The 17,068-nt window shown below is 40.9% G+C and carries 14 protein-coding genes; 7 read left to right on the plus strand and 7 right to left on the minus strand.

The annotated features are described in order from the left end of the window. Positions 1-139: 139 nt before the first annotated feature. Positions 140-1,762 (plus strand): cation:proton antiporter family protein, encoded by a 1,623-nt coding sequence (locus GFB47_RS07755; RefSeq protein ID WP_153447466.1) that lies wholly within the window; start codon positions 140-142, stop codon positions 1,760-1,762. A 214-nt stretch (positions 1,763-1,976) separates the two neighbouring features. After that, positions 1,977-3,641, plus strand: coding sequence for an asparagine synthase B (asnB, locus tag GFB47_RS07760; protein WP_153447467.1), 1,665 nt, complete (start codon positions 1,977-1,979; stop codon positions 3,639-3,641). A 218-nt stretch (positions 3,642-3,859) separates the two neighbouring features. On the opposite strand, the gene rfaH is transcribed toward asnB, so the two are convergent. Then, a complete protein-coding gene (gene rfaH, locus GFB47_RS07765) occupies positions 3,860-4,360 on the minus strand; it encodes a transcription/translation regulatory transformer protein RfaH (RefSeq protein WP_153447468.1) in 501 nt (166 codons plus the stop codon). Between the two features lie 408 nt (positions 4,361-4,768). On the opposite strand from rfaH, the gene GFB47_RS07770 reads away from it, so the two are divergent. After that, on the plus strand, positions 4,769-6,268 hold the full coding sequence (locus GFB47_RS07770) for a peptide MFS transporter (RefSeq protein ID WP_153447469.1): 1,500 nt from the start codon (positions 4,769-4,771) through the stop codon (positions 6,266-6,268). Positions 6,269-6,478: 210 nt separating this feature from the next. On the opposite strand, the gene hemH is transcribed toward GFB47_RS07770, so the two are convergent. The 3 genes from hemH to htpG all read right to left on the minus strand — a co-directional run bounded on the left by hemH (position 6,479) and on the right by htpG (position 10,357). Next, the gene (gene hemH, locus GFB47_RS07775; RefSeq protein WP_153447470.1) at positions 6,479-7,462 is read right to left on the minus strand and encodes a ferrochelatase; all 984 of its coding nucleotides are present in this window, start codon (positions 7,460-7,462) and stop codon (positions 6,479-6,481) included. 99 nt (positions 7,463-7,561) lie between these two features. After that, the gene (gene adk, locus GFB47_RS07780) at positions 7,562-8,209 is read right to left on the minus strand and encodes an adenylate kinase (RefSeq protein WP_153447471.1); all 648 of its coding nucleotides are present in this window, start codon (positions 8,207-8,209) and stop codon (positions 7,562-7,564) included. A gap of 222 nt (positions 8,210-8,431) precedes the next feature. Then, complete coding sequence (htpG, locus tag GFB47_RS07785; RefSeq protein WP_153447472.1) at positions 8,432-10,357, minus strand: molecular chaperone HtpG; 1,926 nt, start codon at positions 10,355-10,357, stop codon at positions 8,432-8,434. Between the two features lie 210 nt (positions 10,358-10,567). On the opposite strand from htpG, the gene GFB47_RS07790 reads away from it, so the two are divergent. Beyond that, positions 10,568-11,413 (plus strand): winged helix-turn-helix domain-containing protein, encoded by an 846-nt coding sequence (locus GFB47_RS07790; RefSeq protein ID WP_153447473.1) that lies wholly within the window; start codon positions 10,568-10,570, stop codon positions 11,411-11,413. Between the two features lie 13 nt (positions 11,414-11,426). Then, positions 11,427-11,933 (plus strand): regulatory protein ToxS, encoded by a 507-nt coding sequence (locus GFB47_RS07795; protein ID WP_153447474.1) that lies wholly within the window; start codon positions 11,427-11,429, stop codon positions 11,931-11,933. A 108-nt stretch (positions 11,934-12,041) separates the two neighbouring features. Here GFB47_RS07795 and yfcE read toward each other — a convergent pair whose 3' ends face one another. After that, complete coding sequence (gene yfcE / locus GFB47_RS07800) at positions 12,042-12,575, minus strand: phosphodiesterase (RefSeq protein ID WP_153447475.1); 534 nt, start codon at positions 12,573-12,575, stop codon at positions 12,042-12,044. Positions 12,576-12,696: 121 nt separating this feature from the next. Here yfcE and GFB47_RS07805 point away from each other — a divergent pair, with 121 nt between their 5' ends. Next, positions 12,697-13,623, plus strand: coding sequence for a TIGR01777 family oxidoreductase (locus GFB47_RS07805; RefSeq protein WP_153447476.1), 927 nt, complete (start codon positions 12,697-12,699; stop codon positions 13,621-13,623). 237 nt (positions 13,624-13,860) lie between these two features. Beyond that, the gene (locus tag GFB47_RS07810) at positions 13,861-14,715 is read left to right on the plus strand and encodes a tetratricopeptide repeat protein (RefSeq protein WP_153447477.1); all 855 of its coding nucleotides are present in this window, start codon (positions 13,861-13,863) and stop codon (positions 14,713-14,715) included. A gap of 97 nt (positions 14,716-14,812) precedes the next feature. Here the strand turns inward: GFB47_RS07810 and GFB47_RS07815 are convergent, their stop codons facing one another. Continuing rightward, positions 14,813-15,610, minus strand: a complete 798-nt coding sequence (locus GFB47_RS07815; protein ID WP_153447478.1) for a DUF2057 domain-containing protein — start codon at positions 15,608-15,610, stop codon at positions 14,813-14,815. A gap of 79 nt (positions 15,611-15,689) precedes the next feature. Then, entirely contained in the window at positions 15,690-16,766 is a 1,077-nt protein-coding gene (locus GFB47_RS07820; protein ID WP_153447479.1) for a porin, read from the minus strand. Positions 16,767-17,068: the final 302 nt, after the last annotated feature.

Below are 17,068 nucleotides of genomic sequence, written 5' to 3' on the forward strand. Positions count from 1 at the left end.
TATAAAGTGCACGCTCTAATAGATTTTAGAGCGTATTCATGTTGCTGTCATATTAGCAATATATGTTCTGATTTTGCCCTATACCAATCATAGTGATCCGCTAATGATTACGATTGGTATTTTCACCACGCGGATAAATATGGATATTGTTCTTATCGTTACGGCATTCGTAGCCGGTTTTATCGCATTACGAGTTAACCTCCCACCCCTTGTTGGCTTTTTGATTGCCGGTTTTGTGTTGCAATACTATGGCATTCAAACCAGTTCCACATTGGATACACTGTCTAATCTCGGCGTCACCTTACTGCTATTTACTATCGGTCTAAAACTCGATGTCAAAGTCTTGCTCAATAAAGAAGTATGGGCCAGTGCGTCGGTGCATAATATTGCCTCGACTTTATTTTTTACCCTCGCGTTAATTGGGTTAAAAACCGTCGGCATTACCCTCTTATCTGATATTCAATTACCACAGTTATTGTTACTTGCCTTTGCTTTATCCTTCTCTAGTACTGTTTTTGCGATTAAAAGCCTAGAAGAAAAAGGCGCAATGAACTCAACTTATGCCATGATCTCGATTGGTATATTGGTGATGCAAGATATTTTTGCCGTAATTTTCTTAACGGTATCAACAGGTAAAATTCCTGAATGGTATGCGGTAGTTTTATTTATCCTCCCCTTCTTACGTCCATTATTTTACAAAGTATTAGACAAAAGTGGACACGGTGAAATGCTGGTTCTGTATGGCTTTTTTATGGCATTAGTGATGGGCGCAGGGTTGTTTACCTTGGTTGGGATGAAAGCCGATTTAGGGGCGTTAATCTTAGGCATGCTACTGGCTGGACACCATAAGGCATCGGAGCTATCTAAATCATTATTTAATATCAAAGAACTCTTCTTAGTTTGTTTTTTCCTTAACATTGGTTTGTCTGGCGACCCCACATTAGATGCCTTTATTTTGGCGCTGATATTCTTGTTGCTGCTACCTATAAAAGGCATCTTGTACTTTGTGACAATCAACTGCTTTAAGTTTAGAGTTCGTACCTCGTTGTTGGCGACCCTTACCCTATTCAATTTTAGTGAGTTTGGTTTAATTGTGGCCGGCCTTGCTTACAAATTAGGTTGGCTACCGGCGGAAATGATGGCAGCGATCGCGATTGCCGTTTCGCTATCTTTTATTGTTTCAGCGCCACTCAACAATATGGGCCATAAAATTTATCGTTATTGCTCTAAGTGGCTGAAAGAACAAACTGATGAGCACCTAAATCTACGCGATAAACGTATTAACCCTGGTAATGCTCAAGTGCTGATCTTAGGCATGGGCCGCATTGGAACCGGTGCGTATGATGAAATTCGCAGTCGTTATGGCAAAATATGTTTAGGGGTGGAAACTCGGCAAGATATGGTCAATACCCACATTCAAAGTGGCCGCAATGTGATACAAGGTGATGCGACCGACTCCGATTTTTGGGAGCGCATTCTTGATATTGCCAATGTGAAACTCGTCTTGTTGGCAATGCCGCACCACCAAGGGAATAAATTTGCATTAGAGCAACTTAAGTCGCGTAACTTCCAAGGCCAAACCGCCGCTATCGCAGAATACCCCGATCAAGTGACCGAATTTTGTGAGAATGGCGTCGATGCTGCTTTTAATATTTATAACGAAGCCGGCGCCGGTTTTGCTCGCCACGTTTGTGATGAGCTTGATCCTCAATTCAAACCTATGCAGCCTGGCAATTGGGATAAAAGTGTCGATTTACTCTAACTCATATATTTATTGATTAAAACACAACCAGGAATGGATTTCATTCACCAAGAAACAACATATAGAGAATGAGATTCACCTTTGCTGCTATTTAATCATTTTATTGCTGATTATATATTGCATTTTTTGTTGATAGTGGCAAATTGAATGTAACGCAAAACAATAACCCTTCACGAGAGGGGTACAGAATTTCAAATGGATTTAAGGAAATAGTATGTGTTCAATATTTGGCATCTTAGACATCAAATCAGACCCACTCGCACTGCGTGCTAGCGCATTAGAAATGTCTAAAAAACTTCGTCATCGCGGCCCTGACTGGTCTGGTATTTATGCTAACGAGCATGCAATTTTAGCTCATGAACGTCTATCTATCGTCGGTTTAAACAGTGGGGCGCAACCGCTCTACAGTGAAGATAAAAAACACATTTTGGCGGTTAATGGTGAAATCTATAACCATAAAGAAATCCGCGCTAAATACGCCGATAAATTCAATTTCCAGACCGAATCCGACTGTGAAGTTATCTTGGCGTTATACCAAGAATTGGGTGAAGATTTACTCGAAGAGCTGAACGGTATTTTCGCTTTCGTATTGTATGATGAAGAAAAAAACACCTATTTAGTTGGACGTGACCACATTGGTATTATTCCGCTATACCAAGGCTACGATGAGCACGGTAACTATTATGTTGCCTCAGAGATGAAGGCCTTAGTACCGGTTTGTAAAACCATCAGTGAATTCCCTCCAGGTAGCTATTACCGTTCTGAAGATGCTGAGCCGGTACGCTATTACCAACGCGATTGGATGGAATATGCCGCGGTTCAAGGCAACTTGACGAGCAAAGAAGACCTAACTAAAGCACTAGAAGATGCGGTGAAGCGCCAATTAATGACCGATGTGCCTTATGGGGTTCTGCTGTCTGGTGGTCTGGATTCTTCAATTACCTCTGCGGTAGCCAAACGCTTTGCTGCGATGCGGATTGAAGATAACGAAGAGTCACAAGCTTGGTGGCCACAACTGCACTCCTTTGCCATTGGTCTTGAAGGTGCACCCGATCTTATCGCCGCTCGCTCGGTAGCACAAAAACTAGAAACCGTTCACCACGAAATGACTTATACGGTACAAGAAGGTATTGATGCTATCCGTGATGTGATTTACCACATCGAAACTTACGATGTCACCACCATTCGCGCTTCAACCCCTATGTTCTTACTGGCGCGTAAGATCAAAGCGATGGGGATTAAAATGGTATTGTCTGGTGAAGGTGCCGATGAAATTTTTGGCGGCTACTTATACTTCCATAAAGCGCCAAATGCCAAAGAATTCCATGAAGAAACGGTGCGTAAATTACTCGCTTTAAACATGTTCGATTGTGCTCGTGCCAACAAATCACTGGCCGCTTGGGGGGTTGAAGGCCGCGTACCTTTCTTAGATAAAGAATTTATTGATGTCGCAATGCGTTTAAACCCTGCCGATAAAATGTGTGGCAACGGAAAAATGGAGAAACACGTATTACGTGAATGTTTCGAGCATTACCTACCAGAATCAATTGCATGGCGTCAAAAAGAGCAATTCTCTGACGGGGTTGGCTATAACTGGATTGATTCATTAAAAGAGCAAGCGGAACAAAAAGTGACCGCGCAGCAATTAGAAAGCGCTGCCTTTAAGTTTCCATACAACACGCCGACCACTAAAGAAGGCTATGTGTATCGTGAAATCTTCGCTGAGCTATTCCCATTAGAGTCCGCCGCGATGTGTGTCCCTGGTGGCCCATCGGTCGCTTGTTCATCTGCTACCGCGATTGAGTGGGATGAATCGTTTAAAAACAACGCAGATCCATCTGGTCGCGCAGTGAAAGCAATCCATAACGACGCCTATTAATCTTAGATAAGTCGTGAAAAAAATATCCCTGCAACGGACGTTACAGGGATATTTTTGTATCAATAATACCCATTCTATTTAATCAATTTGAATACGCCGAAAAGACGCTGATCCGTCCTTGATCGCTTGAGAAAAGGCATCCATGGCCTTTGACACTTTTCTCTGTACTCAATTTTGAACGATCATTAAATTTATGGAATTGGTATTACATCTCTTTTTCAGTTTTTTTGCCAAGCAATATCTTGATTGCCGACTTTTACTTTAACTTGCTGGTTAACTAGGGTAACCAACAAAATAGAGCGCTTCTCACCATCGGCTTCTTTATAGATAGCATCAAAGCCGGAGAATTGTCCACCAGTCACTTGAACCGTATCACCAATCTGTGGCAACCCTGACATCACACCTTCAGTCTGTGCTTCAATTTTTTTAAGCTCAGCAATTAATGCATCAGGCACAATAGAAGGTAAAGCACCAAAACGAATAAAATCTACCACTCCACGAGTAGATCGAATAGTGGTAAAACTCGGTCCTGTGTCTGCATCAAATTGAATAAACACATAAGACGGAAATAATGGCTCTGTCACCATTTTTCGCTTGCCTCTAACCACTTTCTCAATATCCACTTCAGGGTAATAGCACACCACGTTTTGATTCTCTAAATGTAACTTTGCACGTGGTTGATCACCGCGCTTGCAGTACAACAAATACCAAGATTTCATAACCACACCCTTTCATTTTTTCACATTCTAACATTTGTGCTAACAAAACCCCATTCAGAAGCATAAGTTACTTTTATACATCCCACAGCTTGAAACATTAACTTACCATTTACATTAAACCGTAACAAATAACATGTAGCACATTTTTTAAGCGAATAACTCGCACTTATCCGATTTATCGCGCTAAAGCATTGTAGTTTTGCTACATGCGCTGTATATATAATGGCTACATTAGTTTACGTGGTCATCTGGATTAGCAAAACTAATGCGAATATTTTGGATGCTTGAGCCAAATGGATTTGGACACAATAACTATAGCTTTTAGAGAAAAGTATAAACACAACAGAATTTACCGCAAACTGTACATAACGGAGTACAGGTCAATTATTTTTAATTTGGATAAATCACATGACATCACAACAAGTAACAGTGAGTAAAACCAAGTCATTTATGACCGTTTCACTTATCGAACTCTGGGAACGTTTCGGCTATTACGGCATGCAAGCGTTAATCGTATATTTCATGATCCAACGTCTTGGCTTCGATGATAGTCGCGCCAACCTCGTTTGGGGTGCTTGTGCAGCGTTAATCTATGTATCACCGGCGATCGGCGGTTGGATTGGCGATAAAATCTTAGGCACTAAGCGTACCATGTTGATTGGTTCAGCCATTCTAGCCTTAGGCTACGCCTTGATGACGATCCCATCTGAAAATACTTGGGTTCTGTTCCTTGCACTAGGTGTAATCGTTGTTGGTAACGGTATGTTTAAGCCTAATGCCGGTAATCTAGTTCGTAAAATTTACGAAGGTGATGATTCTAAAATAGACAGTGCGTTTACTATCTATTATATGGCGGTTAACGTGGGTTCTACTATCTCTATGTTGCTAACACCATGGATCAAAGATTACGTCAATGAGCATTACGGTAACAATTTCGGTTGGCATGCTGCTTTTGCTGTTTGTTGTGTGGGTCTATTAGTTGGTATGGCTAACTATTTTGTCATGCGCAAAGCGTTAGCGAATTACGGCTCTGAACCTGATACTAAGCCTGTCAACAAAAACAAGTTGGTATTAGTATTACTCGGCTCATTGGTTGCAGTCGGTGTTTCAGCGTTAATTTTAGAATACCAAGAATTGGCTCGTCTATTTGTATACGTAGCCGGTATTGTGGTACTTGCGATTTTTGTCCATCTTATTCGTAGCAGTGAAAAACATGAACGTGCTGGTCTAATTGCCGCGCTAGTGCTGATCATTCAAACCGTGTTCTTCTTTATTTTCTACCAACAAATGTCAACCTCACTTGCACTATTTGCATTGCGTAACGTTGATTTAAACTTTGTGGTATTTGGTACCCATATACTGACGTGGTCTCCTGCTCAGTACCAAGCATTAAACCCAATCTTCATTATGCTATTGAGCCCAATCTTGGCGCTTATCTACACCAAAGCTGGTAAAAATAATAAAGATTTATCCATCGCGGGTAAGTTTGCATTAGGTTTTGCCGTGGTTGCAATTGGTTTCTTCATTTATGGTTTTGCAGGTAACTTTGCTGTGAATGGTAAAACAAGCTCTTGGGTGATGATTGCCGGTTACGGCTCTTACTCTTTGGGTGAATTGCTGGTAAGTGGTCTAGGTCTTGCGATGATTGCACGCTATGTACCAGAGCGTATGGGCGGCTTTATGATGGGCGCCTATTATGTGGCTTCTGGTATTGCTCAATATTTAGGTGGTGTGGTTGCCAACTATGCAAGTATTCCAAAAGGCATGACCGATCCATTGCAGAGTCTTGAAATCTACACTAGCCTATTTAATAATTTGGGTATCGCTGCAGTAGTGTGTACTTTCATTGCGCTGGTGTTTCTGCCGTTAATGCGTAAACTTGATAAGCAACATCAAGGTATTCAATAAGCCTCACAACAAAGTGATGAGTATCCATCTCAAGGCGGCTCTGAAGATAAATAAAAACGCAGCTTATAATAAGCTGCGTTTTTTTATTCTCAATAAAGATAAATCATCACATGATGGGTATTGATATAACGATACGACATAGATAGCAATGTAACTTAAGATAACAATACGACTTCAAATAACAATGCAGCTTAAAGAGCTCGACAAAAATTACGCCGATGTCGCCAGCGCGGCCATCATTTCAATGTGCTCATCCGAGTCATTTAAACACTCGATATAACGGTATTCCATACCATCTGCTTGCTGATAAATATCCCGACATTCAATCGCGATCTCTTCTAGGGTTTCAATACAATCAACCGAAAAAGCGGGTGAGATGATGTCTAAAGTTTTCAACTTTTTCTGAGCTAAATTTTTCAGGGTTTGGTCAGTATAAGGCTGTAACCATGCTTCTCGCCCAAAACGAGACTGGTAACTCATTCCCATTTGTTGTTCAGATAAACCCAACTCTTGTTTTAATAGCTCGGTTGTGCGCTCACAATGCTGCGGGTAGATATCCCCTTCATCGGCTAATCGTTGTGGAATACCATGGTAGGAACACAGTAAATAATCGCCTTGACCATGTTGTTGCCAATATTGACGAACTTTGTGTGCTAAGGCTCTTATATACAAAGGATGATCGTGATAATCACGGATAAAGCGATAAGCAGGGATCACTGGCATGGTTTTAAACGCGCGGATTAATGCATCCGATGCTGCTGCAGTCGTCGTACCTGAATATTGCGGATATAACGGCAAAATGATCACTTCTTCACATCCTTGCGCCATCAGGGCCTCAACCCCACTTTGCAGGCTGGGGTTGCCATAGGTCATACCAAGTTCCACAGGCATGGCTAACTTTGTTTGTAGTGCTTGAGCTTGGCGCTTGGAGTACACCAACAGAGGCGATCCCTCTTCCATCCACACTTGTTGGTAAACTTTGGCGACTTTGGGCGAACGGATCGGCAAAATGACGCCATTAAGCAATGGATACCAGATCAAACGAGTCATATTCACCACTCGCTTATCACTTAAAAATTCTTTTAGAAAGCGTCGGATCGCCGCTGGCGTGGCTTCGTCTGCGGTGCCTAAGTTAACCAGTAATACACCTTGTTTTTTTTGTGTGTCACTATTTAGATCTGAACAATTTCGCATGATTAACATTCATTCCTTCGAATTAAAGCGGGCATAAAAAAGCGACTATAAACAATATAGTCGCCTAATATACCAAATTATCAATTGATTGGATCGAGATTATTTGGTTAATGCTGCTGCAAGTTCAGCACTCACAACGTCAACCGCTTTGGTGCCGTCAAACTTCAGGTAAGTGGTGTTACCGGCTGCTGCTTCATTACCGTAGTATTCGATAAGTGGTGCTGTTTGCTCATGGTACACACCAAGACGAGCTAAAACCGTTTCTTCTTTGTCGTCATCACGGATCACTAAGTCTTCACCGGTGATGTCATCTTTGCCTTCCACTTTTGGTGGGTTGTAAATCATGTGGTAAGTACGACCAGAAGCAAGGTGAGCACGACGACCCGCCATACGCTCAACGATAACGCTATCGGCTACGTCAAACTCAATCACGTAATCAACCGCTACACCCATGCCTTTAAGGCCATCTGCTTGTGGGATAGTGCGAGGGAAGCCATCAAGTAGGAAACCTTTCTCACAATCATCTTGTGCGATACGCTCTTTAATCAAGCCAAGAATAATATCATCTGATACTAATTGACCAGCATCGATAACCGCTTTCGCTTGTTTGCCCATTTCAGTACCGGCTTTAATTGCCGCACGTAGCATATCGCCAGTAGAAATTTGTGGAATACCAAACTTTTCCATAATGAATTGAGCTTGAGTACCTTTACCAGCACCTGGAGCACCTAAAAGAATGATGCGCATGACTATTCCTCTTATTTTGTTGTTATACCGAAGCTCACAGAATGTGTGACACGATAAGTTTCGGTATAAGGATAGAGCGGATGATTAATTGATAATCAGATCGTCCTATTGACTGAATTAAGGCCAGAATTCTATCACAAATTCTGACCTTATCTGCGTTTATGATATCAAAGTCAGCAAAAGCCAACGCTTATCACAGTATTTTATTATCTAATTGGCGATTTATTTCTCTAGCAAACCATTCATTGCCGCTAAGAACTGGCTCGGATCATCCATCGCACCACGCTCTGATAACATCGCCTGACCAAGTAACACTTCAACCCAACGACCAAAAGCTTGTTCGTCTGCTTCATCTGCCATGCGTTTTACCATCTCATGCTCTGGATTTAATTCCAAAATGTATTTCAGCTCTGGCACTTCTTGACCGGCAGCCGCCAGCAGTTTTGCCATTTGAGTGCCCATTTCGTAATCATCCGTCACGACAACTGCTGGCGTGGTGGCCAGTTTAAAGGTAGTGCGTACTTCTTTAACGCGATCACCTAAATAGGTTTTCGTGCGTTCAACAACAGACTTGAACTCTTCTTCAGTTTCTTTGTGTTTTTCTTTTTCAGCTTCATCTTCAAATTTCGATAAATCCAAACCTGCTTTAGTGATCGATTGGAATTGCTTGCCATCGAATTCAGTTAAGTAATTCATTAACCATTCATCGATGCGATCAACCATTAAGATCACTTCTAGGCCTTTCGACTTAAATTGTTCTAAGTGCGGACTGTTTTTAGCGGCAGCGTAACTGTCGGCTGTAAGATAATAAATCTTATCTTGGCCTTCTTTCATCCGCTCAACGTAAGAGGCCAGCCCCACGGTTTGCTCAGAAGAATCAACATCGCTTGAAGCAAAACGCAATAAAGCTGCAATTTTTTCTTTATTAGAGAAGTCTTCCGCTGGGCCTTCTTTTAATACCATGCCGAACTCTTTCCAGAACGCTAGGTATTTTTCTTCATCACGCTTGGCGGTTTTCTCTAACATACCCAATACGCGCTTAGTACAGGCATTACGCAGTGATTGGGTCACTTTGTTGTCTTGCAGGATTTCGCGCGATACGTTAAGTGGCAGATCATTTGAATCAATCAAACCGCGCACAAAACGCAAGTAAGACGGCATAAACTGCTCGGCGTCATCCATAATAAACACGCGTTGGACGTACAATTTCAAACCACTTTTATGATCGCGGTTCATCATGTCCCATGGGGCTTTAGCAGGAATATACAACAAGCTTGTGTAATCGTTCTTACCTTCAACCTTGTTGTGACTCCAAGTCATCGGATCGCTAAAGTCATGCGAAACATGTTTATAAAATTCATTATATTCTTCGTCACTAATATCAGATTTGGCACGAGTCCATAGCGCCTGAGCTTTGTTGATTTGCTCCCAGCCGCTTTCTTTTTTCGTAACCTTGGTGCCATCTTCGTTTTCTTCATCGGTCTCGACGTCTTTTTCAGTCCAGATCGAAACAGGGATCCCAATATGATCAGAATATTTACCAATCACATCACGCAAGCGGTGCTCGGATAAAAACTCTTTACCATCTTCACGCATGTGCAAAATAATCTCGGTACCACGAGACTCTTTATTGATGTCTTCGATGGTGTAATCACCTTCGCCTGCAGAGTGCCATTGTACTGCTTGATCCGCGGGCACACCTGCCGCGCGAGTACGAACGGTTACTGCATCGGCTACGATAAATGCTGAGTAGAAACCAACACCGAATTGACCAATTAATTGTGAGTCTTTAGTTTGGTCTTCCGATAATTTTGAGAAGAAATCGGCGGTGCCTGATTTGGCGATAGTGCCTAAATGTTCGATGACATTATCGCGCGTCATACCAATACCATTATCGATAATGGTTAGAGTGTTGGTTTCAGTACTGAAAGACAGCTTGACCCCTAAATCAGCATCACCTTGGTATAGCCCGCCATCGGATAATGCCTGGAAACGCAGTTTGTCCGCCGCATCTGACGCATTAGAAATTAACTCACGTAGGAAAATTTCTTTATTTGAATAAAGAGAGTGGATCATTAAATGCAGTAGTTGTTTTACTTCTGATTGAAACCCGCGTGTTTCTTTATTTTGTGTCTTTGTATCGCTCATTAGAACTCCAACATAGTTAGTGTTATTGAAATCATTACTAACTAAATTGGGCTGACAAATATAAATTCAAGGTAAAAATTCATCAAAACCGTGTTTTTCTTATCAATTTTTATTATGATAGCAGCGGAAAATATCAGAAAAACTAAATTTCACTGGATTTTATCACTGTGAAATAAAGCACTAAACCCTTTTATCATTGAGAATACCTAAATGACTAGCATCGGCACTAAATATATTCTTGCCCAAAAATTCATCTTTGATCCGTACAGCAATACCTTACTTGATCAATTAAATGATAATGAAGTCATACGCTTAGGGAGTAACGAAAGCCGTATTCTATTAATTCTTATTGAGCAGTCCACCACAGTGGTAAGCCGAGATCAATTGCATGAATACGTCTGGCGCGACCAAGGATTTCAGGTCGATGATTCAAGTTTAACTCAGGCAATATCCACCTTAAGAAAAATGTTGCGTGACTCCACCAAGTCACCACAATTTATCAAAACTATTCCAAAACGTGGTTATCAATTGATTTCTACGGTCGAAAGTTGCTCGGCCAACAATGCAGAGGCGCCACAAGAAGATAAAACCGATGATGACTTAAGTCACAATTTATCCGCAACGGTAAACGAAGCGCCGGTTATTGCCCCTACTACTCCCGAGGCTCCAATATCACCAGTAGCTGTAATATCACCCAAACCAGTTTGGGGATTTCGATTAATATGGGCAGTGATCCTGTTATTACCGCTTTTAGCATTATCGGTCAACGCGCCGTCATCGACTCAATTTGATCAAGTTACTTTGGTCAATGATGTGCCATTACTACAGCCTGAAAACCACCCTGAAATTAAATCGTGGTTACCGGCAATTGAACGTTGCACTAAGATTTATCGCAGCAGAATTGAAGGCTCTTCAAGCTTAGAAAAGATCATTGCGACTGGCAGCCTAAATGGTCAAATGGCGCTGAACTTTATTCATGACGCTGATCATTCGAGCCAAAATCAGTCGATATTAATCTTTGTCGACCAAACTGATTTTTCTTCTGTTTGTCACTAAGGATAAGCTAAAAATGAAAAAAATAATCACCACAGTGGCGCTTGCAAGTTCAATCATTTTTAGTGGTTGGGTCTATTGGCACAGTGATTTTAAATTAAAGAAAGTATTAATTTCCAGAGAATGGCAATCTACCTTAGTAGCTCATATGTCGGAATGGAATAAATCCCATATTGTTGATAAAGCAAAAATCATTTCTAATGTGAAGTATTTGCCAAATGGCACCTATTTAAAAATATCGTCACTGAATTTATACAGTAAAAAGTTCAAACAACCTATTGAGTTAAATATTTCTGAATCGGGACAGTGGGAACTGAGTGATCACTACATCATTATTACACCTGAAGTATTTAAAGATACTTCGACAGCGATAACAGCAGGCTTATCAAAGCCACAGTTAACTCACATCAAACAGCTATTTAAAGTCAGTTCACAACAAAGCCGTAAAATCGATGTGATTAATGATAATGCCTTGCTGTTAACCACGCTAGAGCATGGTTCGACCATATTGTATTCACAGTAATATCAAACTAAATAGCATTAACATCGCCCCATAAAAGGGCATCAAATACTCTTTCAAATTGAAAGTATATTTGATGTCCTTTCCAATCCAACTCCTTACCATCTTCTATTACAGAAATTGCTTTGCTGCAAAATCCATTACGCTAAATTGTCCTGCTTGATACAAGCCATAACTGGCAGTGTAGCCTTGACGTGGAAAAGTCACCGAACCAGGATTAAAAATAAATAAATCATCCACATTTTTAGCCACTGGAATATGAGTATGGCCGTGACATAACACATCGCCTTTGGCTAGCATCGGTAGATTATCTTGGTTATAAGTATGACCATGAGTGAGGAATAATTTACGTCCATCTTCGAGTAACACTACCGCGTAGTCCGACATCATAGGAAAATCTAATAGCATTTGATCAACTTCACTATCACAATTGCCTCGTACTGCAATGATTTCACTGGCATATTGATTGAGAGCATCAGCAACAGCGGCAGGATCATAGCCAGCAGGGATCGGATTTCTAGGGCCATGATTTAGCACATCCCCCAATAGAATAAGTTGGGTCGCTTGCGAGGCTTTATAGAGAGCGAGAGCTTGTTGAGTAGCAGGTAAACAACCATGTAAATCTGAAATAAAAAACAGTTTCATCGTATTAACGTCATCTAGTAAGATTATGATGAATCAATTATATACCACCACAAGATACCGTTTTAGCAATAAACTAGGTTTTGTCTCAATTCGCACTATAATTTGATTACAAGGAGGCCGTATGCATATCTTACTCACCGGAGGAACCGGTTTTATTGGTTCTGAACTTATCAAACATTTAGTTGACCATCACATCACGGTATTGACTCGTTCATCAGATCAAGCAAAATCTAAATTGAAGCATGCTGATTTTTCAAATATTGATTATGTCAGCTGTCTATCTACTTGGCATAACCTCGATCATATAGATGCCATTATTAATCTTGCTGGCGAACCTATTGCAACCAAACGCTGGACTGAAAGCCAAAAACAAAAAATTTGCCATAGTCGCTGGGATATTACTCAGCAAATTGTCAGTTTAATTAAAGCCAGTCAACACCCACCACACACGCTGATCAGTGGATCAGCTGTTGGTTATTATGGAGATCAGAAGCAACATGTTGTTATGGAAAATACCCCTCCAATCGTTATCAATCATTCCTTTGCCCATCATGTTTGCCAACAATGGGAAAATATTGCTATGCAAGCCTCAAGCACAAAGACTCGGGTATGTATTATAAGAACCGGGATTGTCTTAGGCTCTCAAGGTGGAGCTTTACTTGCCATGCTCCCTCCCTTTCGTTTTGGCGTTGGCGGAAAGTTGGGACGCGGAAATCAATATATGCCATGGATTCATATTCAAGATGAAGTTCGCGCTATCACTTACCTGCTGCAACAATCACAAACGAGTGGCACTTTTAACCTATGCGCTCCTCACCCGGTCCCAAATAAGCACTTTAGTCGTCTATTAGCAAAAACATTGCGTCGTCCTTGCTTGATCAGCACGCCACAATGGGTGTTCAAATTGATCATGGGGGAATCTCGAGCAATCTTATTTGATAGCGTAAGAGCCAAACCCAAACACCTGACTGAAATAGGTTTTATCTTTACTTATTCAAGGCTAGAACCGGCGTTAAAGCAGCTATTACAATCAACCGGATCCCGTTAATACCCTGTGGAGATAATATCTATTTATTAATGTCATTAAACCTTAATAATTTAAGGTTATTATGAATTTCTCATTTTATGTTTTATTGAGGAATTATGACGTTAAATAAACTTAACTGGCTGTGTATTGGCTTGGTGGTAGTACTTTTCTGCTTGCTGCACTCTTGAAAATTTCAGCTTTGCCCTAATTACTTAATCAGACTCAGGGATCCCTGCCCTCTAGATTAAGGAATGTGACATGCAACCAAGCATCATTATCGAACTCGATGAGCAAAATTTTCGTCCTGTGATCGAAGATTCAGCCAATACACCGGTATTAATCCATTTCTGGGCACCTTCCATGCCTGAAAGCTCAAATGTGATCGCTGATTTACAGCGCTTCGCTCAGCAATACCAAGGTGTTGTGCAAGTCGCGTTATTAAATTGCGAACAACAACCGGCACTCGCAAGCCAATTCGGGGTACAATCTCTCCCGACCATTGCGTTATTTTCTAATGGTCAAGCGGTGGATGGCATGGGCGGCGAGCAATCGATTGAAGCCATCATGCAGATGTTAAATAAACATTTACCTAGCCAAGAAGATTTACAGCTTAAACAAGCGATCGAGATGATGGAAGCGGCGCAGCACGCTGAAGCATTGGCTTTACTGCAAGCTTTACCAGAAGAGTTGAATCAGCGCGGCGATATAAAATTGGCCATTGCAGACTGCTTACTCGAAACGCAACAATTTGATCTTGCCAGCAGCCAATTAGAATCTATCCCACTGGAATACCAAGACAGTTATTACAAAGGTTTAATCGCTAAACTTCAATTGCACCTCCAAGCTGCCGACAGTCCAGAAATTCAATTATTAGAGCAACAATACCAGCAAGCGCCTGATGATTTATCGGTGTTAAGCGAATTAGCGTTGCAGTACCATCAAGTGAATCGTGATGAAGAAGCGCTGGAATTATTGATGCAAGTGTTGAAGCAAGATTTGCACGCGCTGGATGGGGAAATTAAGAAAGCTTGTATGGATATCCTCGCCGCTTTAGGGCAAGGCAATAGTTTAGCCAGCCGTTATCGTCGCCAGCTTTATTCGTTGTTGTATTAGCGTTTCTAAGCCTTTTAAAAACACAAAACCGCGTATAAGTTTATCTTATGAGCGGTTTTATTTTAGGTGCTTCTATTACTTTTATTGGCAATAAACGCTATTCGTTTTTAAGTAACCAAGAGAGAATATCGCTTCTTTGCTCTGGCGTGGCTTTTTTATACCAGTAATCCAACATTTGACTTGGTTTATCGCTGCCTTTTAGCTCACCCGCCACTTGTTTACGGTTTTGAAATGCCCAACTTGAGAAGGCTTGCTTTTGTTCAGCCGATGCTTCATCGAACCAGTACTGTACCATTTCTTGTGGCTTACTCGCTTGAGTGATAGGTGCAATTGTTGTCGCTGCCGCAATATTTGTAGAATTTGATATATGTCCATTGGCCTCATTAAACAATGCTTCGACATATCCAGCTGGAATTTTATAATCGATTACAGAGGATTTATTTGGAGTCACGATTTGATAAACAAGCCCTGTAGTTCTTGCTTGTTGAAGTGTTTCCATATCAACCGGAAATGTAACATATTGCGTTGTTGTACAGTTATCATTACAAACTTCGCTTGATACTTTGTAGTCTTTTAAAGCAACTGTTTTGCCATTATAAATAGCTGATGTGTAGAAGTTATATGTTTTGAAAAAGGTCATACTCATCGCAACATGCGATAATTCAAGATTTTTTGAATCTTTTTTAGGGAAAATGGCTGTAATATTAGCAGCACTATTTAATATTTGACTATCTCCAACAATGATATCACCTGTTGAAAATGCTTTTCCTTGAACCTCAACAAAATTAGATCTGTCTTCAACCTTTTGAATTGCATCCGAATAGTCACCATCATCAGCAAAATTTGAACATGCTGATAATAATAATATTGAACATAAAAAATAAACCTTTTTCATATGTCACCTACTACTTTAAGGAGAAAAACGCTGGCCTAAGCCAGCGTCTGGGTTTACGTATTATATCGAAAAAAAGGAATTAGAAACCGTATTCAATACCAACACGTGTCACAATATCTGTATCATTTGTTGCTACTTTAGCTGAATCAGTGCGGTGTGCCTTACGGCCTGCAACACGAATGTACGGAACAAAACCATTAACTGTCATCATCAATTGTCCTGAAATAGTACTCATGTCATCATCCATATCAATTCCACCTTGCTCAGAATCTAAATTAGCTGCATAGCCTAATTTAAAGCCAATATTGTCATACCAGTATTGACCAATGATTGAGTAAGAGTCTTGAGATTTATCACCCGCTTTCATATCAGCATTAATTTCTTCATGCTTATACGCTGCTGCAAGACCAAAACCAGCTGGCAATGCAATATCCACACCTGCGATGTATGCGAAGTTATCATCGCCTTTCACACCTTTGAAATCTGTACCAGTTTCAAGTGCACCCATGAAGGTAATTTTGCTGATGGTGTATTTAGCATTCAAACCACCAAAATAAGAATCGCGAGTTGCGTTACCGCCACCAAATGCACTACCACCAGTATCACGACCAACAGAAGCGGCAAATGAGAAACCACCATAATTCAATGAGTCATAACGAACTTGGTTAGATTGACGATCATAAGTAGCTTGCACACCACCCCAATCAAACACACTGCCTAGACCTGGGTTAGAGAAAGGCCAGTCAATGATTTCATACATTGGTGTTAGCATACGACCAAAACGTACTTTACCCCAACTATCACCTTGAAGACCTACAAAGGTATCACGGAAACCTAAAACACCACCAGGGTTACCACCTTGGCCCCAATCAGTATTATCTACATAACCAGATTCAATTTGCATAAAGACATTTAAGTCATCAATGATATCTTTATCTGCACGGAAACCAATGCGTGATTCATTTTCAATCACTGCGCCTGTACTTGCATCACGATTGTCACCAACGTTGTAATTAACAACCGAAATCGCGGCAACACCATACACTTCTACTTTAAAGTCAGAATTAAGACCAACTTCAACCGCGTTTGCTGCACCAGATACTGCTGCTAGAGAAACTGCAGCGCCAAGTAGCGTACGTTTAAATATCTTTTCCATGGAATAACTCCTAAAAATTGGACATAGCTGTTTTTTGAGTACCTTGCTGCTTTAAGTGGCCGCCGAAAGCAACAAGGCTAATTTTCATTATTTCGCTAAGTAAACTAACTAAACGAAAAACTTATCTTTCTGATGTTTCATACACTGTGTGCATTCACGCTATTAAGACTATCTTCATGTAAAAAAACATCAACATTAAGTTAATTTATTAACAATAAAACATGAGTGACCGCAAAGTTTTCGAACTAAAGCGATCTGGATCACACTCATCACCTAAGCGCCAAGATGAAAACAAAACCCTT

This window comes from Vibrio algicola (genome assembly GCF_009601765.2).
Classification (GTDB): Bacteria; Pseudomonadota; Gammaproteobacteria; order Enterobacterales; family Vibrionaceae; genus Vibrio; species Vibrio algicola.